General features: G+C 70.5%; 32 protein-coding genes. 6 read left to right on the top strand and 26 right to left on the bottom strand.

Annotated features, from left to right (window positions below):
• The first annotated feature begins 35 nt into the window (after positions 1-35).
• Positions 36-494, top strand: coding sequence for a hypothetical protein (locus ACETK8_RS20170; protein ID WP_374039582.1), 459 nt, complete (start codon positions 36-38; stop codon positions 492-494).
• Here ACETK8_RS20170 and ACETK8_RS20165 read toward each other — a convergent pair.
• From ACETK8_RS20165 to ACETK8_RS20150, 4 genes are all read right to left on the bottom strand, one after another.
• On the bottom strand, positions 464-2,575 hold the full coding sequence (locus tag ACETK8_RS20165; protein WP_374039581.1) for a M3 family metallopeptidase: 2,112 nt from the start codon (positions 2,573-2,575) through the stop codon (positions 464-466). The genes ACETK8_RS20170 and ACETK8_RS20165 overlap by 31 nt on opposite strands.
• Before the next feature lie 154 nt (positions 2,576-2,729).
• Positions 2,730-2,945 (bottom strand): hypothetical protein, encoded by a 216-nt coding sequence (locus ACETK8_RS20160; protein WP_374039580.1) that lies wholly within the window; start codon positions 2,943-2,945, stop codon positions 2,730-2,732.
• A 148-nt stretch (positions 2,946-3,093) separates the two neighbouring features.
• Positions 3,094-4,134 carry a relaxase/mobilization nuclease domain-containing protein gene (locus tag ACETK8_RS20155; RefSeq protein ID WP_374039579.1) on the bottom strand — a complete coding sequence of 347 codons (1,041 nt, stop codon included), beginning with the start codon at positions 4,132-4,134 and terminating at the stop codon, positions 3,094-3,096.
• A complete protein-coding gene (locus tag ACETK8_RS20150) occupies positions 4,131-4,658 on the bottom strand; it encodes a plasmid mobilization relaxosome protein MobC (protein ID WP_374039578.1) in 528 nt (175 codons plus the stop codon). Before ACETK8_RS20150 ends, ACETK8_RS20155 begins: the two co-directional genes overlap by 4 nt.
• Positions 4,659-4,943: 285 nt before the next feature.
• On the opposite strand from ACETK8_RS20150, the gene ACETK8_RS20145 reads away from it, so the two are divergent.
• A complete protein-coding gene (locus tag ACETK8_RS20145; RefSeq protein WP_374039577.1) occupies positions 4,944-5,921 on the top strand; it encodes a hypothetical protein in 978 nt (325 codons plus the stop codon).
• A 40-nt stretch (positions 5,922-5,961) separates the two neighbouring features.
• Here ACETK8_RS20145 and ACETK8_RS20140 read toward each other — a convergent pair whose 3' ends face one another.
• Together ACETK8_RS20140 and ACETK8_RS20135 are read right to left on the bottom strand one after the other, a co-directional pair.
• Positions 5,962-6,204, bottom strand: a complete 243-nt coding sequence (locus tag ACETK8_RS20140) for a hypothetical protein (protein ID WP_374039576.1) — start codon at positions 6,202-6,204, stop codon at positions 5,962-5,964.
• A gap of 288 nt (positions 6,205-6,492) precedes the next feature.
• Complete coding sequence (locus ACETK8_RS20135; protein ID WP_374039575.1) at positions 6,493-6,792, bottom strand: DUF4326 domain-containing protein; 300 nt, start codon at positions 6,790-6,792, stop codon at positions 6,493-6,495.
• 205 nt (positions 6,793-6,997) lie between these two features.
• On the opposite strand from ACETK8_RS20135, the gene ACETK8_RS20130 reads away from it, so the two are divergent.
• Entirely contained in the window at positions 6,998-7,759 is a 762-nt protein-coding gene (locus ACETK8_RS20130; protein WP_374039574.1) for a hypothetical protein, read from the top strand.
• 147 nt (positions 7,760-7,906) lie between these two features.
• Here the strand turns inward: ACETK8_RS20130 and ACETK8_RS20125 are convergent, their stop codons facing one another.
• Positions 7,907-8,659 (bottom strand): helix-turn-helix domain-containing protein, encoded by a 753-nt coding sequence (locus ACETK8_RS20125; protein WP_374039573.1) that lies wholly within the window; start codon positions 8,657-8,659, stop codon positions 7,907-7,909.
• Between the two features lie 340 nt (positions 8,660-8,999).
• On the opposite strand from ACETK8_RS20125, the gene ACETK8_RS20120 reads away from it, so the two are divergent.
• Together ACETK8_RS20120 and ACETK8_RS20115 are read left to right on the top strand one after the other, a co-directional pair.
• Positions 9,000-9,731: a hypothetical protein gene (locus ACETK8_RS20120; protein ID WP_374039572.1), complete on the top strand. Its 732-nt coding sequence runs from the start codon at positions 9,000-9,002 to the stop codon at positions 9,729-9,731.
• A gap of 38 nt (positions 9,732-9,769) precedes the next feature.
• Positions 9,770-10,306: an RES family NAD+ phosphorylase gene (locus tag ACETK8_RS20115; protein WP_374039571.1), complete on the top strand. Its 537-nt coding sequence runs from the start codon at positions 9,770-9,772 to the stop codon at positions 10,304-10,306.
• On the opposite strand, the gene ACETK8_RS20110 is transcribed toward ACETK8_RS20115, so the two are convergent.
• From ACETK8_RS20110 to ACETK8_RS20100, 3 genes are all read right to left on the bottom strand, one after another.
• Positions 10,303-11,466 (bottom strand): hypothetical protein, encoded by a 1,164-nt coding sequence (locus tag ACETK8_RS20110; protein ID WP_374039570.1) that lies wholly within the window; start codon positions 11,464-11,466, stop codon positions 10,303-10,305. The genes ACETK8_RS20115 and ACETK8_RS20110 overlap by 4 nt on opposite strands.
• 54 nt (positions 11,467-11,520) lie before the next feature.
• Complete coding sequence (gene ssb / locus ACETK8_RS20105; RefSeq protein WP_374039569.1) at positions 11,521-11,973, bottom strand: single-stranded DNA-binding protein; 453 nt, start codon at positions 11,971-11,973, stop codon at positions 11,521-11,523.
• A gap of 394 nt (positions 11,974-12,367) precedes the next feature.
• Positions 12,368-12,577: a helix-turn-helix domain-containing protein gene (locus tag ACETK8_RS20100; RefSeq protein WP_374039568.1), complete on the bottom strand. Its 210-nt coding sequence runs from the start codon at positions 12,575-12,577 to the stop codon at positions 12,368-12,370.
• Between the two features lie 156 nt (positions 12,578-12,733).
• Here ACETK8_RS20100 and ACETK8_RS20095 point away from each other — a divergent pair, with 156 nt between their 5' ends.
• Positions 12,734-13,165 carry a helix-turn-helix domain-containing protein gene (locus ACETK8_RS20095; RefSeq protein WP_374039567.1) on the top strand — a complete coding sequence of 144 codons (432 nt, stop codon included), beginning with the start codon at positions 12,734-12,736 and terminating at the stop codon, positions 13,163-13,165.
• A gap of 31 nt (positions 13,166-13,196) precedes the next feature.
• On the opposite strand, the gene ACETK8_RS20090 is transcribed toward ACETK8_RS20095, so the two are convergent.
• From ACETK8_RS20090 to ACETK8_RS20015, 16 genes are all read right to left on the bottom strand, one after another.
• Complete coding sequence (locus ACETK8_RS20090) at positions 13,197-14,117, bottom strand: DUF2493 domain-containing protein (RefSeq protein ID WP_374039566.1); 921 nt, start codon at positions 14,115-14,117, stop codon at positions 13,197-13,199.
• 340 nt (positions 14,118-14,457) lie between these two features.
• Positions 14,458-14,778 carry a hypothetical protein gene (locus ACETK8_RS20085; RefSeq protein WP_374039565.1) on the bottom strand — a complete coding sequence of 107 codons (321 nt, stop codon included), beginning with the start codon at positions 14,776-14,778 and terminating at the stop codon, positions 14,458-14,460.
• Positions 14,779-14,789: 11 nt separating this feature from the next.
• Positions 14,790-15,704 (bottom strand): DUF7221 family queuine tRNA-ribosyltransferase-like protein, encoded by a 915-nt coding sequence (locus ACETK8_RS20080; protein ID WP_374039564.1) that lies wholly within the window; start codon positions 15,702-15,704, stop codon positions 14,790-14,792.
• Complete coding sequence (locus ACETK8_RS20075) at positions 15,697-15,942, bottom strand: hypothetical protein (RefSeq protein WP_374039563.1); 246 nt, start codon at positions 15,940-15,942, stop codon at positions 15,697-15,699. The genes ACETK8_RS20080 and ACETK8_RS20075 overlap by 8 nt, the downstream gene beginning before the upstream one ends.
• 47 nt (positions 15,943-15,989) lie before the next feature.
• Complete coding sequence (locus tag ACETK8_RS20070) at positions 15,990-16,178, bottom strand: hypothetical protein (RefSeq protein ID WP_374039562.1); 189 nt, start codon at positions 16,176-16,178, stop codon at positions 15,990-15,992.
• Positions 16,175-16,675 (bottom strand): hypothetical protein, encoded by a 501-nt coding sequence (locus tag ACETK8_RS20065; RefSeq protein WP_374039561.1) that lies wholly within the window; start codon positions 16,673-16,675, stop codon positions 16,175-16,177. Before ACETK8_RS20065 ends, ACETK8_RS20070 begins: the two co-directional genes overlap by 4 nt.
• The gene (locus tag ACETK8_RS20060; protein ID WP_374039560.1) at positions 16,668-17,123 is read right to left on the bottom strand and encodes a hypothetical protein; all 456 of its coding nucleotides are present in this window, start codon (positions 17,121-17,123) and stop codon (positions 16,668-16,670) included. Before ACETK8_RS20060 ends, ACETK8_RS20065 begins: the two co-directional genes overlap by 8 nt.
• A 62-nt stretch (positions 17,124-17,185) precedes the next feature.
• Positions 17,186-18,160 carry a phosphoadenosine phosphosulfate reductase family protein gene (locus ACETK8_RS20055; RefSeq protein WP_374039559.1) on the bottom strand — a complete coding sequence of 325 codons (975 nt, stop codon included), beginning with the start codon at positions 18,158-18,160 and terminating at the stop codon, positions 17,186-17,188.
• Positions 18,157-19,158 (bottom strand): hypothetical protein, encoded by a 1,002-nt coding sequence (locus ACETK8_RS20050; RefSeq protein WP_374039558.1) that lies wholly within the window; start codon positions 19,156-19,158, stop codon positions 18,157-18,159. The genes ACETK8_RS20055 and ACETK8_RS20050 overlap by 4 nt, the downstream gene beginning before the upstream one ends.
• A gap of 84 nt (positions 19,159-19,242) precedes the next feature.
• On the bottom strand, positions 19,243-20,106 hold the full coding sequence (locus ACETK8_RS20045; protein ID WP_374039557.1) for a hypothetical protein: 864 nt from the start codon (positions 20,104-20,106) through the stop codon (positions 19,243-19,245).
• A gap of 376 nt (positions 20,107-20,482) precedes the next feature.
• Positions 20,483-21,205: a RadC family protein gene (gene radC / locus ACETK8_RS20040; protein WP_374039556.1), complete on the bottom strand. Its 723-nt coding sequence runs from the start codon at positions 21,203-21,205 to the stop codon at positions 20,483-20,485.
• 183 nt (positions 21,206-21,388) lie between these two features.
• The gene (locus tag ACETK8_RS20035; RefSeq protein WP_374039555.1) at positions 21,389-22,009 is read right to left on the bottom strand and encodes a DJ-1/PfpI family protein; all 621 of its coding nucleotides are present in this window, start codon (positions 22,007-22,009) and stop codon (positions 21,389-21,391) included.
• A 132-nt stretch (positions 22,010-22,141) separates the two neighbouring features.
• Positions 22,142-22,615, bottom strand: coding sequence for a hypothetical protein (locus ACETK8_RS20030; protein ID WP_374039554.1), 474 nt, complete (start codon positions 22,613-22,615; stop codon positions 22,142-22,144).
• A 77-nt stretch (positions 22,616-22,692) separates the two neighbouring features.
• Positions 22,693-23,208: a hypothetical protein gene (locus ACETK8_RS20025; RefSeq protein WP_374039553.1), complete on the bottom strand. Its 516-nt coding sequence runs from the start codon at positions 23,206-23,208 to the stop codon at positions 22,693-22,695.
• A gap of 12 nt (positions 23,209-23,220) precedes the next feature.
• On the bottom strand, positions 23,221-23,742 hold the full coding sequence (locus ACETK8_RS20020) for a GcrA family cell cycle regulator (protein ID WP_374039552.1): 522 nt from the start codon (positions 23,740-23,742) through the stop codon (positions 23,221-23,223).
• A 67-nt stretch (positions 23,743-23,809) separates the two neighbouring features.
• On the bottom strand, positions 23,810-24,211 hold the full coding sequence (locus ACETK8_RS20015) for a hypothetical protein (RefSeq protein ID WP_374039551.1): 402 nt from the start codon (positions 24,209-24,211) through the stop codon (positions 23,810-23,812).
• Positions 24,212-24,407 lie beyond the last annotated feature (196 nt).

The raw sequence follows: 24,407 nt of genomic DNA, 5'->3' as shown, positions 1-24,407 counted from the left end.
TCGGGCGATACGCTGGCCAAGTCACCGAGGCCCTGATGCTGCGCCGGCCTGACTATGTGGTCTGGATGCTGCGCGAGGCCCCCGACGGCGTGGTCGGCGGCGCCTTCCTGGTCCTGCTCGATCAGTTCGACGCAGCTCCGGTCCAGGGGGGATGCGAAGCCTGCGGCGTCCTCCCCGCCATGGCCTTCGCCCTCCCCAACCAGGCCGTGATCGTCCGACTTTGCACCGACTGTGCGTCGACGGGCGACGGCGGCGGCCTGGTCCGGATTGACGGATTCTGGGGCGCCCTCGCCCACATCGAGGCGACCTTGGTCCGAGGACGTCGTCTAGGCCTGCGTCGGATCATCCGCAGTTTGGCCCTGGCCAAGGGCGCGCCGCGTCGCCTGACCGAGAACGCAGCCCTGCGGTTCTTCGGCCAAGCCCCGGCTCGCCCATCGCGGCCCCAGCCGCTGGGATCAACCCATCACGACGGGAACCCCTTGTCGCGCAGATAGGCGCTGACGTCGGCGTCACGGCCGCGGAAGGCGCGATACTGGTCCGCAGGGTCGATGCTGTTGCCGACCTTCAGAACGGTCTCGCGGAGCCGTCGCGCCGTCGCCTTGTCGAACGGATCCCCCGCCTCGACGAAGGCCTCGAAGCAGTCCAGTGCCAGGACCTCGGACCACAGGTAACTGTAGTAGCCGGCCGAGTATCCGTCGGAGGCGAACAGATGGGCGAACTGAGGCAGGCGATGGCGCATCGGCAATTCGCTGGGCATGCCGAGATCGGCCAAGGCCTCCCGCTCGAACGCATCCGGATCGATGTCGACGTCGCCGGCCAAATGCAACCTCATGTCGACGATGGCCGCCGCCAGATACTCGGTCACATCGAAGCCCTGCCTGAAGGTCCGCGCCGCTGCGATCTTGTCCGTCAGCGCCGTCGGAATGGGCTCCCCGGTTTGGTGATGCAGGGCGAACCGCTGCAGCACGGCGGGCGTCGGGAGCCAGTGCTCGTGAACCTGTGACGGGAACTCGACATAGTCGCGGGCCACCCGGGTCGCGGACAGGGCCGGATAGGCGACGGCGGAATTGAGCCCGTGCAGCGCGTGACCAAACTCATGAAACAGGGTCTCGGCGTCGTCCCAGGAAATCAGCACGGGCTCCCCGGGCGCGCCCTTCACGAAATTGGCGTTGTTGGAGACCAGGGTCGGCACCGCGCCGTCGAACGATTCGTGGACCCGATAGGCGCTCATCCATGCGCCCGAACGCTTGCCCGGCCGGGCGTAGGGATCGAAATACCAGAGGCCGACATGGGCGCCGTCGCGGCTGACCGCCCAGACCCGGATATCGGGATGTGCCACTGCCACATGGGAGGCGGGGGCGAAGGTGAAGCCGTAGAGCTCGCCCGCCATCCAGAACATGCCCTCGCGCAGCTTCTCGAGTTGGAGATAGGGCTTCACGGCGTTCATATCGAGATCGTATCGGGCCGCCCGGACCTTCTCGGCATAGTAGCGGTAGTCCCACGGGGCGATGATGATCCCCGCCCGCTCCCGGTCAGCGATCGCTTGCATTTCGGCGACCTCCTCCTTCACCCGTGCGATCGCCGACGGCCACACCCGCATCATCAGCGCCATGGCCGCGTCCGGAGTCTTGGCCATCGCGTTCTCGAGGCGCCAGTGGGCGTGGGTCGGATAGCCCCGCAGCTTGGCCCGCTCCGCCCTTAGCCTGAGGATGGATCGGATGATGGCGTTGTTGTCGGAGGCGTCGCCGTTGTCGCCTCGGCTGTAGTAGGCTCGCCAGACCTTTTCGCGCAGGTCGCGCCGTGTCGCATAGGTGAGGAACGGATCGACGGCTGAGCGGGTGTTGGCCACGCCCCACCGGCCGGACTGACCGCCCGCCGCGGAAAATGCGGCCAACAGATCAGGCGGCAGGCCGGCGACGTCGCTGGGGTTCGACAGCATCAGAACGGATTGCTCGTCGTGCAGCAGGTTCTGGCTGAACCGGCTGAACAGGCCCGCCAGTTCGCCATTGATCGCCGCCACCCTGGCCTTGTCGGCCGGCGACAGGCGCGCGCCGCTCCGCACGAAGCTGTTCCAATAGTACCAAGTCAGCCGTGCCTGCTCGGGCGTGAGGTCCGCGTATGACGCCGCGCCGTGCACCGCCTCGAGGCGGGCGAACAGCTGAGGGTTCTGCAGGATCCGATCGGAATGCGCGGCCAGGCGCGGCGCCATCTCGGTCTCGACCGCCCGCATCTCCGGCGTCGACAGGGTCGCGCTCCACACCCCGTACACCGTGCTGACGCGCTCGCGCATCCGTCCGCTGCGCTCATAGGCCGCCAGGGTGTTGGCGAAGGTCGGCGGCGAGCGATTGCCGGCGATGGCCGCGACCTCGGCCAACTCCTCGGCCATCGCGGTCTCCAGGGCCGCCTTGAAGTCGGCGATGGCGACCCGATCGAACGGCGGCGTCCCCCCGTAGGGACCGGCCCAGGGCGCGGTCAGAGCGCCCGCCCCCGGGGGGGCCGCCGCCTTGCCGGGCACGGGAGTGAGGCTCGTGACGGCGAACGCGCCGCCCGACAGGAGTAAGGCGCGCCGCTGCATTCGACGAAACTCCGACATGAGACCTACCCGACGGCGTCGGTGCGCAAACCATCCCCACACAGAACGCCCGCTGATGCCGGTTTTCTTACTGTTGGACACGAACTGCGGCTAGGAGATTCTGCGTGACGAGGGCGCATTTCAGCGTCCGCGCCATCTAATGTTCGGGTCGAAGCGACCGCGCCCTCTGCCGCAACGCGGCGGCCATGAACTGCGCCACGATCTTGATCTCGGGATCGAGGGACGCGCCTCGCTGTTCGAACGCGACCGCCGCCTGTTGCAGCGCATCGGCGTCCGCCGCCGCGCATTCGCCGATAAACGCGTCGACCTGTGCTTCGATCGCGGCGCGGTCGTCCGCGTCCAGCAGCGCCAACAGCCGCTGATCGCGTTCGTCTCGATCCATTCTCAAGCCTCGGAACCAGCGGCCGGGAGAGGTCCGGCGCCAAGCGGCGAAGGCCCAGAATAGCCCTGTCTGCGCCGTTTCGAACCACGTACCCTTACGGGGTGCGGTCGTGACGCGGCTAGCGGCGGCGATCCGGGCGCGGACGATCGGTCGGCGGCGTGACAGGCTCTGTCTCTCTCCCGCGTTCCGCCTTCGCCTGGCGGACCAGGTCGTTCCGCCGGGTCGCAATCGGCGGCATTGATCGAACGAAGGCGGCCACCTGGGCTCCGAGCGTCCGATCCGCCGGGTCGCCAGAGGCGGCCAAGGTCTCGGCAGTCGCCTGATAGGCCGCCCGTACCGCGCGCTGCTGTCTGAGGATCCGCCCTTCCCACGGCCGGTCAAGGCGCTCTCCGCCGGCGATCCGCTGGGCTTCGCGCTCGGCCGACGCCAACCGGTCCGGTCGGGGGTGGTGCTGCGGATCTCGCTCGTGGCGTTCGCGGAGCTTGCGCACCGGCATCCGTTCGGGCTTGCGCACGATCCCTCGCGCGCGGCGCGGCGTGGCCTCGGCCTCGACGTCTCGGTTCCTCAGATGCCGCGCGAAGCTCTGCCGCCACGCCTCGAGGTCCGCTTTTCGGGGATTGAGGCGCTGGCCCCCCTCGCCCAAGGTCCGAACCGCGATGTGGACATGGGGATGGTCGACGTCCGTGTGCAGCGCGAACACATAGTCATGCCGGTCGCCAAACTGCTCGGCGGCGAAAGCGCGCGCCGCGTCGCGGACCCGGCCGGGCGGCGTGCCTGCCGGCATCGACAGCATCACCGAGATCGACAATGAGCTGTCCGCCCGCTTCTTGATGTCGTCGGCCGTCCAGTCGGACCCGCGCTCCCGGATCTCGTCGAGACCCTGCAGGCGCTCGCCGTCGCGGCCCTCCAGGGTCAGGGCGCCGTCTCGGGCGATATACTCCAGGTGCGCCTTCAGATGATCGCCGTCGCGGGTGCGCCCGGTGATCTTCACCATCACCTCCGGCGCCCGGGCCGCCAACCGCCCCAGGCGCGCCTTGGCCTCCCCCGCCCCGCCGCCGCTCCGCCCCGGCTTCAGGACGGCGCGGTCCGGCACGCGCCGATCTCGCGCCACTGGACGCCACAGATCCTCGAACCCCTTGATGCGGCCGAAGTCGCTCATGCGGCTTCCCAGTAGTCGCCGGCGCCGTCGATCGCCGCGCGCACGCCGTCCAGCTGATCGCGGACCTCGCGTCGGAACGCCTCGACCTTGGCCAGTTCGTCGCTGACGGCGTCAGCCGCCAAATCGCCGTCGCGCACCGCCCGGACCAGCTCGCGGAGGTTGGTGCTGATCCGCGCCAGCTCCTGACGCGCCTCCACCAGCGCGAGCGCCTGGCCCGCGTTGAACTGGGGTTTGCGGAACAGCCGCCCGCGCAGGCAGGCCAAGGCCCATTCGGTTCGCCGCATCCCGGCCGCGCCGCTGGCGCTGTCCAGGGCGGCGCGGTCGTCGGCCTTCAGACGGAGCGTCAGCTTGTCGGATTGGCCGCGGGCGGGGCCCGGTCCATCCGGCGCGGGCTCGAGGCCCCCAGCCGTCATGGCCTCGGCCATCAGGCGGCGCAGCAGCACGGAGCGCCCGCCTTTGCTCGACGCGAAGGCGTCGAAGCGGGCGGCGAAATCATCGGTCAATCGCACGCCGAAGAACGCCATGGTTTGACCATGGCGTTTAACAACGCTGGCGGCAAGCCTATCCTGCCCTCCCAATCAATCACAATTCCACGAGTCACAGAAACCAGTCTCAGGCTTTGCCGTGGGGTGACGGAGCCTGGCCGTGAGCGGATCGGAAATGGCCTGGCGAGGGCGCCGACTGAGACTCCAATTGGCCGAGTCCCGTCGTACGGCAACGATTCGTTTGCCGCTTGGAAACCAGCCTTCTTTCACCGCAAAAACTCAACTACGGATAGCGCCGTTCAACCACTGCACCTAGGAGGGGGCATGGGCCGGCGGATTCTTGTGGTGGTGCTTCTAATCGCCTTCACCCTTGGGTCCATGTCGGGCTGGGCGCTTGGCCGCGTTGAGACATCCTCCGAAGACGCCATCGAAAGCGTCGCACTCGACCACGTTTTCCTGTCGGGAACGCCGGACAAGCCTTTCCTGGGCTACTTTTGCAACGGCGGTTTCATGGCTTACCGCCTGGTGGGCGGGCCCGATGACCAGATCATTCTGAACGAGGATCGCTACCACGCCAGTTCCGCTGGCTTCCTAGTCTCCGTGGCGCGAAGCTACTCAGGCTACATTGCGACGGCGATGGGTGGGGGCGTCGCGGCCCGCCTGTCGGCGGGGCAGATCGTCAAACAGCTTCGGACAAAGAGCCGCGCGAGAACCGCCGTCTATGCCCTGGCCGCAGGCGCGACGGGCATGTTCGGCGGCTATCAGGTCGCGAAATGGCGAGGCGTGTCCTGCAGCGACCCTCGTGTCCTGAAGTTGGTGCGCGACCCGGCCTTGTGGAATCGCTCGCAAGACGCAATCGCCGTGAAACTCCTGAAAATTGTGAACCGCCCCGCTGACGGCAGCACCTCGCACAATCCATGGGACTGGATCGGCGCGACGAACGCCGCGTCGGCAAACCCTGTTCCAGCGGAACTCAGTTTGGCCCTCGCCCGCGTCGAGCAACGACCCCTGTTTCGCTCAATGATGCGGTCGATCGAGCAGCTTCGACGTGTCGAGGACGAACGCAAATCGTTCTCCGCCCATGTCTGGGAGGGACTTCCCATATTGGTCTTCATAGCCCTGACGATGGGAATGATCGTTCTGTTCGCCGTGGGTCCGGGGTCGCGTGTCACCTCACTTCGACGACGATGGAAACGGGCGGCCAATGGATCAGAAGGCGACGCAACGCCAGAGGCCGCCTCGTTCGCCAATCGCATGGCTGCCTTCGCCCGGAGGTTGCTTCGGCCTGGCCCCCTCCCCTAGCCGCGTTCATGGCCCTGCGCAAAAAGGGGGCCGAAGCCCCCTACGCCGTCGCCAGCAAACCGTCGGCGTCGATCTCGATCGGCCGCCGGATGTCCCAGCCGTTGCACCAGACGGCGTCCAGCACGACCGCGAACGGATGCCGCCCGGCGTCTCCTTGGTCCAGCATCTCGGTGTACTGCGCCCAACTCGCCTCCCGGCGGTCTGCCGACTGTATGTTCCAGGCCGACACCAGCGCTTCGAACTCCCGCTGATAGGCGGCGATTTCTTCCATGATCTTGCTCATGACCGGTTCTCCAAAAAGGCCGCTCGCAGCGGCGACGGCGTGTCAGGTCACGACGGGGTCCCCGACAGTCACCGGAGCGGTCGGCCCTTCGCCGGCCGCGGAGGGGAACGGCGTAGCCGTTGACTTTCGGGGTGGCGTGGCATGATGCGACGACGTGGCTCGAGGGCCCGCGCCCGCCTTGCGGGCGCTCATCGCGGCGGCCCCGACGGGCCGACGGCGGTCTTGATCGTCAGATCAAGGCCCAGCGACCGTAAGGGCGCTTCCACCGGCCGGTCCGCCGCACGGGCGTCAGGCCGCCTCGCGCCACCAGGCGATCAGCGCCTCACGCGAGCCATTGGCCAGACGCAACAGCAGGTCCGCGTGACAGGCCTCCGGCGCGCAGAAGCATGCCAGGTCCTTGCCGCGGAGCTCGCCCAGCGCCCTCAGCAACGCATGCTGGCCGCGCAGCCAGCGTTCGTGCTTGGCGATCACGGTCGCCCGATCGCCGTCGACCCCGATCCGGAACGGATTGCCCCACTTGCTGCCGCGGCCGACATAGATCGCGTCCGCCGACGGCCTGCACCGATGCTTGTTGAGGACCCTGCACATCGCCTTCGCCTTTCGCCCTGGCCGCTCCCGATGAGCGGCGACGGCGCGGCGGGCCGTGACGGGGCCCCGACAGTCACCGACGCGGTCGGCGCCTTGGCGAGCGCGGAGGGAAACGGCGCAGCCGTTGACTTTCGGGGTGGCGCGGCATGATGCGTGGACGTCGCTCCAGAGACGGGGCCCCGGTTTCCAGCGAGGACCTGCCGAGGTGACGATCACGATCTTTCCGGTGCGTTATACCCAGGCCCAGCTCATGGCGGCGCCCGAGGACGAGCGCCTGTTCCACCTGATGGCCGGTCAGTGCGCCAACGACCTCAATGTGCTGGCCAAGCTCCACCTGATGGTCGCCAACAGCGCCGGCGACTCGCGGCTGGATGGCGCCGAAACCAGCGTGTTCGGCTCGTTCGTGATCCGGCAGATGGTCGGGCGGCTCTACGAAGCCTGGAAGCTGTTCAAGGACCGCTTCCACCTGATCTATCTCGGATACGAGGGGGAATGGAGCCCGCAGAGCGTCCAGGCCTGGGCCGAGATGAAGCGATACTTCGGCTCCGGCAGCCTGCTCATGGCGCTGCGCCACAAGGTCAGCTTCCATGCCGATGCGGACGTCATGCGCGACGGCTTCGCGCGGGTGCCCCATGACGTCGCCCTCACCGACTATGTCGGATTCGCCGCCGGCAACGCCCTCTACGCGGGCAGCGACGCGGTCCTGACCCTGGCCATGGCCAGTCTGACCGGGATCGCCGACACTCAGGCCGCCATGGACCAGATCTACGATGAAATGGCGCGGGCGCATGGCTGGGTGAACGACTTGACCCTGGATTATTTCAACCTCTTCGTGGGCCGCCACATCGACGTCACGCCCGAGACGCTGAGCGCCGGCCGGATGGAGATCGCGGCGCCCCGGCTCAGCGCGCTGAAGACCCATTTCTTCGTCGACTACGAGGAGACGCCCGCCGAGCGGGAGGGATAGGCGAGCGCAGTTTGTTCGAACAAACCCTTCAGCGTCGGCGGCGGCGCGGCGACGTCGGTCGCCGGAACGCCCAGACCAGGCGGGCCAGCGCCGAGATGATCGCGGCGAGGCCGATCAGCAGGGCCGGGTTGACGAGATCCTGGGCCATCAGTCGAGCAGCCGGCGCGGGTCGGTCGCGAGCAGCGTCTTGCGATCGAGGATCAGCGAGGTGCGCGACAGCCCGCCCGGGTCGTCGGTCTTGCGCGTCACCGAGACCAGGGCCACGCTCTCTTCCCCGCCGGCCGGCCCGGGCCGGCTGGTGACGCCAGCCAGGACGACATAGCCCTCGGCCAACATGGCGGCCGCCTGGTCGATCACGGCCTGATAGACCGCTCGACGGCCCCGAAAGGGGCGGCCGTCCATGCCGTTGCAGGCCGACAGGGTCCAGCCGAGCATGTCCAGCAGCTCCGCCAGCCCCTGAAGCGCCGCGAACGTCGCCTCCGACCGGTCGGGCGCCAGGGTGAGGATCGTGTCGCACCGGGACAGGGCGCGAAGCTGCGCCTGGCTGCGCAGCGGCGCCACCGTCACCAGGACGACATCGGGGAAGTCGTCGCGGACATGGGCGGCCAGCTCGGCGTCCGTGCGCGGCGCGCGCGGCGCGGTGTAGGTGTCCGCCGGCAGGCCCAGGGCGAGGGTGACCTTCTGCAGCGCCTCGACGCTCACGGCCTCGCCACGCTCGATGCGCTCGACCGTCGTCAGTCCGACGCCCGCGCGCTCGGCGAGGGTGGACTGTTTGAAGGCGCGGGCGCGCCGGCCCATGATGATGAAGAAGGCCACCAGTTCGGGCGGCGGCGCCTTGGCGACGCCCGGTTCCGGTCGCGGGAGGGCGACGATGCGATCGTAGAGCGGCGGCAAGGCCATCAGAGAAACTCCCTTCGCCCAGCAGAATGGACGCGCGCCGCCGACGAAACGAGGCCGAAAAATCCTTCACCTCGACCCCTCCGACGCCCCCGCATCGGCCGAGTGGAACGAATCACCAACCCCAAGGTCTGGCCCCCCGATCGAAGGATCCCCCCACTGCTGGTGGCAGATTCACGGCCTGTTCCGCCGCCGCGTCAGGGATCGTCACCCGAATGGGCCGAGACCCGCGCAGCGGGGCTCGGGGCGGCCCGCCGCCTAGAGCCCGGTCCGGCCGAAGGTCGGAGACGCCCATCTTCTTGCTCGCAACGGCACAGTCTTGCACATTATTGGACAATCTCGCGTGGATCGCTATATTGGCATGGAAGAGGTGAACCCCATGGCCACGTCCCACGCCCGCAAAGCCCCGACCTTCGGCGGCGCCGACGACCTGATCGGCGCCTTCGCCAAGAAGAACCCGACCGCCAGCCGCATGCGGCTGACGCGGCTGGGCCGGGTCGCCGCCAGGCTCGACGCCCTCACCGACGACCAGCTCAACGGCCTCGATCGGGTCAGCGCCAAGCTTCCGGACCTCGTGGACCGGATCCTGGCCCAGGTGCGCCCCGCCGCCAAGGCCCCGGAACGGTTCATCGTCGACCGCAGCGGACCGGTCGAGATCGTCCAGGGCGAGGGCCTGGGCGAACTGCTGTCCGAGGAAGAGGGCCGCCGGCGGATGGATGAGTATGCGACGCCGGTCTCGCTCGAGAGCTGGGCTGGCCCGACCGCCGGTCCCGTGGACATCGAGCGCACCCTGAAGATTCCGCGCTCGACCCTGCACCATTGGCAGCGCAAGGGCCTGGTCATCGGACTGCTGAACGGGGTGCGCAAGAACGTCTTCCCGCTCGAGCAGTTCGTGGATGGCAAGCCCGTGGCGGGCCTCGACGAGGTGATGGCGATCATCAACCAGCCTCGGGTCACCTGGCGCTGGATGTTGACGCCCCATCCGCTCCTCGGCGGCGCCAAGCCCCTGACGCGGCTGAAGCAGGGCCGTCAGGAAGAGGTGCTCCGCGCCGCCCAGACCAACTTCGGTCAGTGAGGCTCGATCCAAGGGTCCTGCGGGCGCTCACGGTCTCCGTGACCCCCAAGGACGTCGTACGCGTCACGCCGCTCGCCCACGCGGCGACGCCGCTCGGCATGGGGTATGGCGAGACCCGCTTCGCCAGCCCCACACAGGCCTTCAAGGTCCTCTATCTCGGCGAGAACCTGGTCACCAGCCTCGCCGAGGCGGTCGTCCGCGACCGTTTCCAGGGCAAGGTCGGGCGAGTGCTTGACGTCGCCGAAGTCGACAAATGGGCCGCCGTGAACGTGACCGCCACGGCGCCCCTGGCCCTCGTCGACCTGCGCACCACGGGCGCGCTGCGCCTCGGGGTCTCGACGGAGGCGGTGAAGGGCAAGGTCCAGAACCAGGGCCGCAAGCTCAGCCAGGCCGTCCATGATGCGACGGACTTCGACGGCTTCCTCTATGCGTCCCGTCTCACAGGGGCGAAATGCGTCTGCGTCTTCGAACGCGCGGTCCGCCCGCTGACCGCGACGGCCGTGGTCCCCCTCGTCCGCCATCCGGGCCTTCTGGCCGCCCTGAAGGCCCTCGATGTCGAGCTGGAGAAACCTTAAGGCCGCGCCGCCGGCCTCAAGGCCTGGATCTCGACGGCCTTGCCGCTGAAATGGTCCTCGTTGCGCCGGGTCCGCCAGAAGGTGAGGATGTCGACGTCTTCGCAAGGTTCGACCTTGACGATGTCGCCCGTGGTCTCTTCCTCGAACGGCGCGAGGATTCCGTCGGGCCGGGTCGCGTCGCCGACGACGGCGTAGGCGAACCGCTTCAGGCCCGCGACATCGGGCCGAACCGCGCCGTCCGCGAACTTGAGGGTCGCGCCGGGCTCCAGCCCCACCCGATAGATCGCGGGGTGGCTGCTCTCATAGAAGACGCCCCGATCGTCGGGCGCGTGCCGCCAGAGGTGCTGGCCCGCGACGCATTCGGCGGGGACCCGAAGGGCCAGGGTCGCCGACCGGTCGGCCGCGTCCTGGGGGTCGACGGCGAGCCGCACCAGGCCGTCCGGCGGCGACCGGTTGTCGAGCAGGAAATACACCACGCCGTCCGAGGCCATGGCGATGGCGCGAAGGTCGAGCGGGGTCTCGATCCGCGGCAGGCTGGTCAGATAGGCGTAGGCCACGTTAACGAGCCCGCGGTTGCCGCGCACATTGCGCGCCGATCCCCAGAGCTCGCCGCTCCGCCCGATGGCCTCCAGCGCGGCCGGCGAGGTATGGTGGAAGAGGCGAAGATCGAACCCGCCGTCCTCGCGGCGAACGGCCTCGCCCGTGCTGCGCGACATCAGGTCGGGCCGGCCCGCCACGCGGCACCGGAACAGCTGCGATCCGTCGGGAAACCGCGCGACGAAGCGGTCGTCCGTGGTCGCGACAAGGACCTCGTCGCCGCCCGAGGTCACCAGGCCGAACTGGGCATAGGACCGCGCGCCGAGGAAGGACAGGATCGGCGGGTCGAACATCGCCGGTTCGAACCAGCGCCAGCCGTCGGGGCCGTCCAGGAACAGGGCGTCGGCGAGGAAGACGGTGTAGCCGACGCCATGCACGAGCTTGAGCTTGATAAAGCCGTCATGGACGGCGGCGGCGGCGGCCGGAAACGACGCCATCAGGTCCGGATCGTCCGCGGCGCCGTCCTCGATGTCGGTCGTCGTCATGACCCGACGATAGGGCTTGGCGGCAGGAACAGCCAGACGCCGCACGGGCGATCGGCCGGCGACCGGGGAACCGGACAAGAAAAAGGCCCGCCCGGGTGTCCACGGGCGGGCCGATCTCTGATCTCAACCCGATCAGAACGGGATGTCGTCGTTCAAATCGTAGCTCTCGCGGGGACCCGATCCGCCGTTGGCGCCGCCGGCCGCGTGATCGTCATCGGAACCGCGGCTGTCGTGGTCGCGATCGACGCCGTCGGCGAGGATCTTGATCTGGCCGCCCCGGCTCTGAACGACGATCTCGGTGGCGTATTTCTCGACCCCGGCGCTGTCGGTATATTTCCGGGTCTCGATCTTGCCCTCGATCAGGACCAGCGAGCCCTTCTCCGCATAGGCCAGGTATTTGGCCGGGCCCTCGCCCCAGACCGTGACGCGGTGCCATTCGGTCTTCTCGCGCCGTTGGCCGCTGTCGCGGTCCTTCCAGCTTTCCGAGGTGGCCACCCGCAGATTGGTGACCTTGCCGCCGTCGTTGAGGGTGCGGGTCTCGGGGTCCGCGCCCAGGCGGCCGATCAGTTGAGCCTTGTTCATCATGGTCTTCGCTCCGTGTCGACGGCCGGGAAAGGCCCCGGCCGCTCGCGGTCATCGCCGCGATCACGGTCCGCTTCGGACCGGGGCCCTGAGGCCGACCAGAAAGCCCGCGACCGCTGGAAACCGGCCTGCACGAGCACAGCGAGGAAGGCCGGAGGGTCCGGCGGGCGCGCCTCGCCCGCGAGGTCGGCTTTCGCCGGCGGCCGGCCCCGGTCAGGGATCGTGAGGGAGAGCGGCGTCCCGCGCAGCAAGCCGGGCCAGGACGGCGAGATCGGGCCAGACCCCAAGACGGCGTCTGAGCGGCCCCAAGTCGCGGTCCCAACCCCCACGCCTCAAGACAAACGCTCATCCTTATGGGCGCCCCGACGAGAGCGCGACCGCCGACGCCGGACCGGCGCTAGGAGTCGTCCGCGTCCGAGCTGGGCGCCGCGGCGCGCCGCCGACGTCGCGTGAAGGCCGCCGGACCGTCGGATGGCGGTGTGAAGAACACGGCCGGCGACACGCCCAGGACCTCGCCGATCGCGAACAGGGTCTTGGCGGTCACATCCGCCTCGCCGCGCTCGACCAGTCCGATGTAGTTTCTGTGCATGCCGATCCGCTCGGCCAAGGACTCCTGGCTGAGAGGGACGGCCTTGCGATGTCGACGGATCTCGCCGCCCATCGCGGCAAGATTCGAGTCTGCTCGCACGCCGGCAGCGTTGCTGGTCTAGTTCGACCGTTCTACACAGTGAGATTGTGCAATTACCGAAAACCGGGGACGCAAGTGAAGGTTGACGACCAAATCCACCCGATCGACTTGGCCGTCGGACGCAACATCCGCGCCCTGCGCATCGCCGGCGGAACCAGCCAGAGCCGCCTGGCCGAGAAGATCGGCGTCAGCTTCCAGCAGATCCAGAAATACGAGACCGGCGCCAACCGGGTCAGCGCGTCCAAACTGTTCGAGATCGCCAGCGTGCTGAAGGTGCCCCTCGAACGCCTCTACGCCGGCCTCGCCCTGCCCGGCCGCGGACAACAGGACGAGGACGACAACGGCCTCGAGGCGCTGACGCGGCTGATGATGGCGACGGCGGGCGGGGTCGCTCTTGCGCGGGCCTATGTGCGGATCGGCCACGGCCGCAGCCGCCGCGCCCTCGTCGACCTGGCCGAGGCGATCGTCGACGGCGACACGCCGAGCGCCCCGCCCAGCCTGGGCTGAACGGGGCCGAACGACGAAGCTCGCGGGCGCTTCAGGCCCGCAACCTCACCGGCAGGTGGCGGATGCCCTGCTCCTCGGCCTTCTGGCCGACGTTGAGGGCGGGCCCGAACGGGTGGGACGCCGCCGCCCGGCCTTCGTGCAGGGAGCCCGCCAAGGTCAGAACGATCACCGGCTCCAGGGCCAGCAACTCGTCATTGGCCCGGAAGGGCGCGGCCTTGCCGTGCGCCGCCTTATCGAACCGCGCGCCGATGTGATCGACGTGATGGTCGCGCGCCCAGCTGATGGCGAGCTTCTCGGCGCCGGCGCAGCCGGTCGTGGCCAGCTTCATGTCCGGCCACTGCGACCGGGCCCAGTTCAGGGCGTCGTAGATCCGGCCGGCGTCCACCTGGGTGTTGGCGAAGGGCGAGCCCCGGAAGGCGACCACCTGGGCCCCGGGATCGACGGCGGCGTGGGTCCGGGCCCGCTTGGCCCGAAGCGCCTCGCGCGCATCGATCTGGGCGGCGGTCGAGGCGGTGCGCCGGGTGCTGCCGCGCCAGGGCGTCCAGACCTCGCCGGTTTGGGCGGTGTAGGTCTCATTGGCCTGGTCCCGGATCATCTCGACGGCCCGGATGGCCGCCTCGGCGGCGTGGGCCTTGCGGGTGGCCTCCTGCAGCTCGACGTCGGCGATCTCCGAACCGTCGAAGTCGCGCGTCAGCCGCTTGACGTCGTCGGCCGCCCGATCCCAGTCGCGCTGCAGTCGCAGGATGATGGAGTGGAAGGCGCCGATCAGCCCCTCGGCGATGGGGCCGACATAGTCCTCCAGCGCGGTGTCGGCCATGACATCGAGGGTTTCGCTCATCACGGCCGCGCCGAGCTGTTCGAGCTGGTTCTGCTGGGGATGGGGGCGGTCGTCCTGCACGGCCGCGCAGAGCGCCTCGAACTGGGTGAGGTCGCCGAAGAGAAGAAGGGACATGGGGGTCTGCCTTGGTCACGGGGTTCGGGAACCGGAGGACGTCTCCGGAGAGGCCGGCTCCTGGCCGCGCCTCTGGACCGTCCCGGGCCCCGGCCCGGGGCGGCCCCAAGGGGCCGCGCAGCGGATCGCGGGCGACGACCCGTCAGGGTCGCCCTTGGTCAGGCCGCACCGGGTTGGGGCAAGGTCCAGGCTTCAGGCGCGCAGGAGCGCTCCCCGGCCCTGCGTCCGCCCGACCCCATGACCCCGCGGAGCCCCGTCGTCTGCGTCGGCCCCGCCCAAGGCGCCGCGGCCGTGCAGGATGATCACCCTCCCCTCGCCCGCCGGCGAACCGACCCGCGCGTCAGGACCCCCGGCGCATCGCCGACAGCGCCGCGAGCAGAGGCGGTCGCTCGTCCCGCCGGTCGGCGTCGCCCTCGCGGGCCAGGATCGCGGCCAGGCCGGGCGGAAACTCGGCCCAGCGCGCCGCCGCCTCCAGGATCTGACCCGGGTCGGGCTGCTCGCGCCAGTCCGCGCCCATCCACAGCAGGATGGGGTCCTCGTCGGGCCCGGGCTCGGCCGCCTCCACCTGCAGGAAGAAGGTCTGCAGGGGAGCGTCCCAGCCGCAGCTCACCACCACGGGACGCGGGAGATCGGACCGCGAAGACAAACGATGACGGGACATGGCGGCGGCTCCTAGGCGGCGCTGGGGATGAGGATGTCGGATCGCGCCGTCGCGCGGTACCCGTAGACGGGCGGGTCGAGCGCGCGGACCCAGCCGGCCTGCCGGGCCAGACGGTCGACCGCCTCGGGACAGCCGCCGACGCCCAGGGCGAACCGCGCCGCCTCGATCCAGGCGTTCTGGTCGCGGCCCTCCCGCCGCGCCGCCATCGACCAAGCCAGGCTGTCGGCCGTGGCCAGCTGGGACCGCACCGCCGGATCGCGCAGGGAGGTGGTCTTGACGCCGAACCCATGCAGCCGCAGGTCCGGACGCTCCGAGCGCACGGCCTCGAGGATCGCCGCCACGATGCGCGGATCGCCCTGGCGCTTGCAGACCGAGCCGACCCCGACCCAGGCCCCCGGCGCAAGACGCGCGCCATAGGCCTCCAGATGCCGCCGATAGTCGTCCGGAGACCAGCCCTGCAGCACCGCCATCAGCGGCACGCCGCCGGTGTCGGCGTCGAGGATGGCGTCATAGCGGTCGAGGGTCAGGGCCTGGTGGGCCCGGACGGTCAGACCCGTGGCCTTCAGGGCCCCGGGCTCGCACATGAAGTCCTGTGTCGCCGCGGCCAGAAGGCCCGTGCGGGCGTAGCGGCGCACGAGGGCGGCGTAGTCGGACGGGCTCTGGTCGAAGCCGCCGCGCCGGGTCACCTGGGTGAAGGCGCCGCTGTCGAGCAGCCACGGGTCGGAACAGCCGAGGAAGGGCGCGTCGCCGGCGCGGCCGACCAGGGTTTTGGCCGACAGGCAGACGCGAAAGCCCCGAAGGGTCAGCGGCCAGGCCAAGGCGGGATAATGGACCCCGACAAAGAAGCGGAAATCCGCCTCGGGTCCGGGATCTCGGTCGTCCCGCGCCGGCGGCGCCGGTTCGCGGGCGAGGGCCAGGCTAGTCATCGACCCAGACCCAGGCCAGGACATAGGCGCCCGGGTCCTCGCTGTCCGAGACGATGACGCCCGGGTCGTCGATCTCGACGGCGCCGTCGCGATGCCAGGTCTCGCGCGCCCGATCGACATAGCGATCCAGCGCGGGTTCGTCCCGGCGCTGGAGCGCGGCGAACCGGTTCAGGGCCTGGCCGAAGGTCAGCCCGTCGGCGATCAGCCGGTCGAGCGCATCCTCATGGGTCGCCGTCATGGCGTCCTCCGTCAAAAGATCAGGAAAAAGTCGGCGCGGTTGCGCGGTCAGCGGCTGCGCCCGGCGGCCCGGCGCATCCGCCGGGCCCGGGCGATGGCGGCGTTGAGCTCGCGCCGGTCCGCCAGCAGATGGCCCAGGAGGTCCTCCAGGGCCTCGACCCGACGGGCGAACGGCCCGGTCGGATCGGGACGAACCTCGAAGGCGTAGCCGTCGCCGCGGGCGATGATCCAGCTCATGGCGCTCCGCCCCCATCCCCGGCGCCGTGCTCATCGCCGAGGATCAGCCTGCCCGGCCGGAACCGTTCGAACCGCTCGAGATAGGCGTGGATCTCGTCGACGCTGGCGAAGCCCTGCACCGTGAGCTCGAAGCGGCCGATCACCGCGTCGCCATCGCTGTCCAGGGCGCAGCTCTCCTCGGTTCCGTCGGCGTGACGCAGGCGCGTGGCCGGTCCCCATTCCCCGGGGTAGCCGTCGTAGGTGAGCTGGTAGACGAGGCCCTGGGCCGCGCAGAAGGCCTGCAGGATGTCGAACTCGCCGCCGTTGACCTCGTTGGCGTAGAGGTCGGCGCCGTCCTTGCCGGCGCGCAGATGGGCCAGCAGGGCCTCGCGGCTGTCGAACCCCTCGTCCCAGGAGGGGCCCAGGGCCTCGTCCTCGATGGCCTCGCACAGGTTGTCGACCTGGTCGGCGGGGACGCGGCCCCCGATGGTGATCCTGGCGCTGACACGGTTACCCACGGGCCGCCTCCATCGCGTCTTCCAGCAGGCCGGAGACATCGTTGAAGTCGCAGCCCTCGGCCGAGATGAGGGCGAAGCCGCCGCCGAACGCGCCCGGCCTGGCCCGCGAACAGTCGTTGCACCAGGTGAAGCCGACCGGCAGGACGGAGGGGGCCAGTGTGCGGATGAACTCGGCGATGGCGACGAGCTGGGGATCGCCCTGGGCCCAGATGCGCACCCCGCCCTCGATCGGCAGGATCCAGGCGCCCACGTCGAAGGCGTCGGCGCCGTCATAGAAGACGGCGATCCCGGACAGGGGATCGGTCGGGTCGGGCGAGGCGAACCATCCGGCCAGGGCCGGCGGAAGTTCGGTCGTCGCCCCGGTCACGCCGAAGGCGGCGACGAGACGGTCGGCCTCCTCGGGAGCGCAGGCGAGGTCGAAACAGAGCTTGGTGTAAAAGTCGGGCATCGGAGCCTCCTGATGGCGGTTGCGCCCCGCCCCGCCCTCCCTCCGCCTTTCCGCGTCGAGGTTCAGACCGGCCCGGCCGCCTCGCCGAACGCCCCCGCCGGCAGGGTCCAGGGCCGGCGCACGATGGGGCCCGTCCAGTCGGCGGCCTCGGCCTGGGCGGCGAGCTCCGGTTGGGCGAGGGCCGCGGCGTAGGGCCGGCCCCGGTCGGCCAGGTCGATGACGCTGGCGGCGCGATGCAGGGTGAAGCCGGAGGCGGCCTCGCGGGCGGCGATGCGGGCGAATACGGCGGGAAACAGCGCCCGCACCGTGGCCCACTGGTGCGGGGAGCCGAAGATGCAGCAGCGGCAGCTGAGACGGCCCCAGCCGAGACGATAGGCCGGGTGCGGGACCAGGCCGGACCGGGCGATGACCGCCCACACCCGCCCCTCGTCCCAGGCGTGGATCGGCCGCCAGTGATCGACGCGACGCGGCGGACGACGGCCTCCGGCCGTGGCCGTCCGGTGCGCTTCGAACACCGCGTAGCGGGCGCGGCCGGGGCTCTCCTCGGCGCGTTCGCCGGTGACTACCAGGGTGCGCCCGTCAAGAAACCGGTCTTGGCCGCGGATCAGGGCGGCCATGACGTCGATCTTCAGCACGCCCGAGCACCAGCGGACGCGCAGGTCGGCGCTGACCTGGGGAAACCGGCCGCGCACGCCGGGGGGTCCTTCGCCGCCGCTGCGGCCCAGCCGACCGTCCGGCCGTTCGAACAGCACGGCGCCGGTCGGGGTTCCGTCGCGGTCCATCTCGCCGAGGAAGCCGCCCTCCCGCCAGGATCGGTACAGGGGAAGCCCGAACTGGGCGGCGACGGCGCGGCAGTAGCCGAGGGTGCACGGCCAGTCCATGAACGGGGCGTCGCCGTCGACGTCGTGATGGTGCAGCTCGATCCGCGCCGGATCGACGCCGAGCGCCAGCAGATGGAGCAGGCAGGCGAGCGAATCCTTGCCGCCGCTGAAGGCGATCAGGATGCGGTCGTAGGCCGCCAGGTCCGGGCCGGTCACGCCGCCCTCCCCCGGATCGGGCCGAGGCCGGCGTAGAGGCCTGTGGCGCCGTCGAGGCCATCCCGCTCGCCGGCGAAGGCGTCGAACACCGTGACCCAACGCGCCATTTCCGGCCGGTCCGCCCCGGCCTCGACCCCTTCGGCTACGGCCGCCTGCCAGCGCACGAGGCTGCGCGGCGCCCGGACGATGATCGCCTCGATTTCGTCTGCGTCCAGCAAACCCTCGGCGCGGATGAAGGCGGTCATCGACCCCGGCCGGGCCTCCGCGCCGCGCCGGCCGAGCACGGGCTTGCGCCACAGGCCGTCGACCTGGCGCAGGCGCGGGGCGGCGCGGGCCTCGATCAGGACGATCTGGCGCAGCAGGACGCGCGGCAAAGCGCGGATCTCGTCGGGGCGGGCGGCCGTGCAGAAGAAGCAGGCGCTCTTGGGCGGAACCGGCAAGCCTTCGGCGACGATGCGGCGGACGCAGTCCTCCCGGCCCCAGCCCCATTCCCGCAGCGGGTAGCGGTGTGCGTAGAACGGATCGTCCAGCGCATCGGCGGCCCGGGCCCGCCGGTCGTCGGCGCGACCGGCGTCATAGCCGATCAGCTTAACGACCTTCAGCCCCGCCGCCCAGGCCGTGATCGCCGGCGGCCAGTTCCGGGCCCAGGCGTGCTGGGGGGCGGCCTTCCATTTCTGGGAACAGGTGCCGCGGCCGAAGGCGATCCCGGGCAGGGTGCCGTTGGTGAGCAGGTTCTCGGTCAGGGTCCGATAGGCGGGCCAGTTCTTGAACCGGCGCGGTGCGTAGCGGACGATCTCCGAGGGCACGCCATGGGCCGCCAGCCAAGCCCGGAAGATCGGGATGAAGGCCAGGGTCTCCGGCTTCTCGGCGCCAGTGTCGGCGAACAGCACCATGTCGATGCGCTCGCCGCGCGCGACCAGCTCGATGATCATGGCGGTGGAATCGACACCGGCGCCCCAGGCGACGATCACCGGACAGTCGGCGGCAGGGTCGGTCATGACGGAGCTCCGGAGCCGCCGGCGAGGCCCGTCGCCCCGGGGTCGGCTCGCGCGAGCCGTCCCTCCCTCCGCCCCCTTCCCCCCTCAGGCCGTCAGCGGATCGGTGCGCCGCGGATAGGGGAGGTCCGCGGCCAGCCGCGCGCGCATCGATCGACGGGTCGAGGTCGCGCCGCAGGGGAAGGCGTAGACGTGATTGCCGCGGTGGCGGAGCGGCCGGAACGGCCCGTCGCGCAAGGCGCGCGCCACATAGGCTGCGCCGGTCTCGCCCGGCCGGATCGGCGGTGCGCCAAGGCGGCGGAGGCTCTCGTACGCATAACGCGCGCCGGTGTCGTCGGCCCGCAGCTTGGACAGGGCCCGGGCGCTGATCGCCGTGGCGTCGTCGGCCAGCCACAGGGTCCTCGGCGTCGCGCGGCCGAGATAAAGGGCCGAAGAGGCGGCGTAGATGCCGCCGTAGTGGCCGGCGAAAATCAGCCTCCCGGCCCGGTCGAGCCGCGGGATCGGATCCGAATAGGCCAGGCAGAGCGAATAGAGCGGCCGGCCCGCCTCGCCGGTCTTGTCGCGGGCGAGGCCCGCGAGGGCGCGGCGCAGGAACCAAGTCTCGGCGTTGCCGGCCACGTGGTCGAGCAGGACGAACCGGCCGAGATCGCAGAATCGCGCGCCGCCGGCGCCATAGGCGTCGGCGGCGCGAGGCTGGACGGGCACGCTGAACACCGCCACCCCGACCAGGGCGGCGGCCCGGTTGGGGCGCTGCTCCATCATGCCGTAGGCTGCGATCGCCGCGGGATAGGAGCCGGAATAGTGATGCGCCTGGACGAAGGCGCGGGCGTCCGCGACCCCGGGCAGCCGTTCCACGGCGTAGCGACGAGCATCGAGCGGTTCGCGCTGCGGCCGCCAAACCGGGCGGCGGTCGCGCCAGCGCTGGGCGACGAGAGACAGGGGCAGTTGCATCGGGGACTCCGCGAGGGCCGATCCCTCGCCGGGCCCCGCCCTGCCTCCCGCTCCCCCGCCGGTTCAGAAGGGGATGGGCAGCCCCTCGAGCTCGGGCGCGTCGCAGTCGAACAGGATGTATTCCGCGCCCTGGCCGCGGGCGAAGGCCATCGCCGCGCAGAGATCGGCCGGCGCGTCCTCGGCGGGGTGCGCGTCGGCCCAGACGAACCCTCCGAAGGGCGTCTGGGCCGTCCAGGCGAATGGGCGCGTGCGCGAGGCTGCCGCCGCCCCGGCTAGATAGTCGCGCGAGGCGGCCGACAGGTGGGCCGTCGAGCAGTCGAGGAAGAGGCGCAGCGGGTGGCGGACCAGATAGGTCCGCGTGTCGAGGTCCGACCGGTCATCCCATCAGCCCCTGGTCTCGGAAGCTGACGACGGTGTCGCCGGCGACCAGCATGTGATCGTGGACCGCGATCCCCAGGGCCCGGCCCGCCGCGACCACCTGGGCGGTGATCTCGATGTCGGCGCGCGACGGGGAGGCGGAGCCGGAGGGATGATTGTGGACGAGGACGCAGCCGACTGCGCCGAGCTCCAGGGCCCGCCGCATGATCTCGCGCGGATAGACCGGGGCGTGGTTCACCGTCCCCTCCGAGCCGGCCTCGTCGGCGATCAGCCGATTGGCGCCGTCGAGATAAAGCACCCGCAGGGTCTCGCGGGACTGGCCGGCCAGGGAGTGTCGCAGATAGGCCTTCACCCCGGCGTGGGAGGTCAGGAGGCAGCGCTCCCGGATCGGAAACTCCAGCAGGCGGCGGGCGATGTCGTGGACCAGAAGGAGGTCGGCGGCCGCCTGCGGGCCGACCAGCGCTCCAAGCTCAGCGGCGGAGGCTGCGAGGACCCGCACCAGGCCGCCGAACCGGTGCAACAGGGCCTCGGCCATCGGCGCGGCCCGATAGGGATCGCGCGCACCGAGCAGGATCTCGAGGACGTCGGACTCGGTCAGGGACCGGGCTCCGGACCGAAGCGCCCGCGCGCGGAGCCGGGCGTGGCGGGGAGCCGCCATCGGCCGGCCGAGAAGGACGGCGTCGTCCGGCGGTGCGACGAGCTTGAGACGGGGGTTGGGCATCGGGTGGCCTCCGAGGGCTGATCCTTCGCGTCCGACCGCCCTTCCTCCCCTCTGGACGTGCTAAAACAATGCCCCGCCGACCAAGATCGGCGGGGCGCCATGAAAGTCTCGCCAGCTTCGATTGGGAACTCCGCCCGCTCGATCGCGAATGCTAGACCGGAGGTGGCTGTTGGCGCGTGGCGTTCAGGCGGCCAGCGTCCGCGAGGACGTCAGGAACGGGCTGACGACCGCGAGCGCTTGTTCGACATACGTCGCCTTCTCGCCGACAGGCGCGACATAGTGGATGGCCGCCTCGGCGTCCGCCAATGTGGCCAACCGTGCGATCATCCACGCGGCCAGGTATTGGGACGCCAAGCAGCCCCCGGCCGTCGCGACATTGCCGTGAGCGACGAACGGCGCGTCGATGACGGTCACGCCGGCCTCGATGACCCAGGGCTTGGTGGTCAGGTCGGTGCAGGCCGGCAGGTCGCCGACCAGGCCCAGCTTGGCCAGCATCAGCGTGCCGGAGCACTGGGCGCCGATCAGTTGGCGCCCCGCATCCAGCCGGATGCGCGACATCAGCGTGGGATCCGCCGCAAGTTCGCGCGTCTTGACCCCGCTGCCGATCAAGACGGCGTCGGCCTCGGCGGCGAACTCGATCGGCTTCTGGCGCTGGATCGTCACCCCGTTCATCGAGGTGACCTCGGGCGTCGGACAGGCGATGTGGACCGACCAACCCTGGCCCCTCATCCGGTTGAGGATGCCGGCGGCGATGAACGAGTCCAGCTCGTTGAAGCCATCGAAGGTCAGGATCGCGATCTGCACGGAGTTGGCCTGTTGAGAAACCGGAGGGCGTTGAGCACTGTGCTCTGCAATGCGTCGGCGGCGAAGATCAATTCGCGTCAGCCGCGTGAATTTTGAACAACATGAAATCTCGTCGCTTCACTCTTCGGACGATCAGGCCACCAGTCCGTCGGGCAACAGGATCGCCCGGGTCGCACCACCCGGTCGGACCTCGTGGAACAGGGCCCGGCAGTAGCGATTGCGGTCCAACCAGGCCGCGGCGTCGTTCAGGTCGGCGGCGACGTGGCGCAGCTCGAGCTCGTCGCCATAGGGGGTGAGGCACAGGATCTCGCCTGTCTTCGGCCCGTCCACCACCTCGAACGTCAGCGCGCAGGCGACCTCGAAGCTGCGCTGCACGATGAGGACGAGGAGGTCTTCGGCGCGCAGCCCGCCGAGCAGGAGGGTGAAGGCGGCCGGCCGTCCCGCGCGAGCGGGCGTCCTGCGGATGAGGCGTCCCGTCGCGTTGCGATCCCGCCAGGCCCGAAGCTTGCGGGCGAAGCGCTCGGGCGGCCGGGGCTCGCCGTCGCTGAACGCGACCAGGGCGCCGAGGGGCGCGGTGTCGAAGAGGGTCTGGGCTGAAGCGGTCATGACGGGGTCCTCGGAGCCGGGATGGCCCACGGAACCCAGGCCCTCGCCGGTGGGCGGGGCCTAGGAACGCCGCGACGTCAGGATCGCCGAGGATCGCGAGCCGAGGGGACGTCGAGGGCGCGCCCGTCGCATCGGCGACGCGCCCAGTCCGCCACGGCCACAAGCCAGTCATCGGCCCGGTCGTGCTGACGCCGCGCTAGGAGGACGGCAGCGGCGACGGGATCGACGAGCCGCAGATTTTCGGCGACCTGGGCCAAGGCGTCCGGATACTGGTCTTCCTCACCGAGGGAGGCTATGAGGTCCGTCAGCACCAGGGTCGTTCTCAAAAGCGCGTTGGCCAATTGTGGGCGGGTCCGGGTCGGCGCATCAACGTCCAAGTCCACGTCCTCGTAGAGCGGGTCCTCGTCGTTCAGCTGCAGGGCGACGATTCTCAGACCATGGGCGCAATCAGCCTGCGGTCGGTCGAGGCCGACCGCCCCGTCCCGCAGCCGTTCGACAGCGGCGTTGAGGGCCTCGTGCGGCGTGGCGGCCTCGATGGTGAAGGCGCCGTAGCAGGGCAGGTCCTGCGCGGCGATGACGTCGAATAGAGGCATGATGCGGTCCTCCTATGCGGCCAGGCCGGCCAGCACCCGACGCACGATCGGGTCGTCCGCCAAGGGGGCCGCCTTGCGCGGCTGGCAGCCCACCCGCCGATGCTCCGGGCAATAAGGGTCGCGGTTCGGAGCGGGGCGGCCGCAGAAACGGAAGGCGTCGGAGCCCGGGTCGCCGATCGGCCATTTGCACATGTGCGCCCCGAGCGTCGCCGCAGTGGCGGTGCCGTCGAGCGCCAGGGCGGGATCGAAGCGCGCCGCCGCCGGGCGCGCGGGCGGCGGCGGGACAGGCCGAGGCGGGGGCGACGTGCGCGGCCTGGCTTGCGCGACGCGACCGGGACGCGGCGGCATCGGCGCCGCCCGGCGCGGTCGCGAAGGTTCGGCGCGTCCGGTCAGGCCCAGGCGATGCACCTTGCCGATGACGGCGTTGCGGGTGACCCCGCCGCCCAGCTGCCTGGCGATCTGCGAGGCGCTGAGGCCGTCGATCCAGAGCTTCTTGAGACTGTCGACACGATCTTCGGTCCATCCGTGGGACATGGCGGGATCCTCCTGGCGCTCCCAGCGAGCGCGCCCGAACCCGCCCTCCCCTCTCTCCCACGCGCCCTCAGTCCGTAGCCCGGGCGCCGGCGCGGATCGCCTCGGCCTTGGTGACCGCGGCCAGGGCGCGAGGCCGCCAGGCGCGGAAGTCGTGCTCCGACAGGCCCATGGGCCGGGACGCCTCCGCCAGCAGGTCCGTCAAGGCGTCGAAATGCTCGCTGCGCCGCTCGACCGTCTCCCGGTACTGCGACGGAACGGCCTGGGCCGGGCCCCGGCAGGCGGCGTCCTCTCCGGCCCAGGCCCCGGTGACATGGGTCTCGCCGGCGCTCTCGACGTCGGAGGCTGCGCCGTCCCAGGCCTGATCGTGAATAGCGAGCCGGCACGCTTCGGCGAGCGTCGCCGCCCGGTAGGTTCGCTGGCGATAGATCGGCTGGCGGTAGGTGGTCTCGATGGTGAAGGGGATCGTCATGGGCGAAGCTCCGACGGCGGTCACGCGGGACCATCCCGCCGCCTCAAGCCGCCGTTTCGCGCCGCCCTCCCCTCGCTCCCAGCCGGATTTGTTCGAACAAACGGGCTGCCCGAAGGCGCGGGCCGAGGTCGAGGCGTTCAACCGGGTCAAGGCGGAGCTCACCCACCCTGTTGCAGCGGCCGAAAGCACCGATCAC

It is taken from the genome of Brevundimonas staleyi, from assembly GCF_041893865.1.
Classification (GTDB): domain Bacteria; phylum Pseudomonadota; class Alphaproteobacteria; order Caulobacterales; family Caulobacteraceae; genus Brevundimonas; species Brevundimonas staleyi.
The sequence above is the reverse complement of the archived record's forward strand: the minus strand, read 5'-3'. Positions and strand labels throughout refer to the sequence as shown.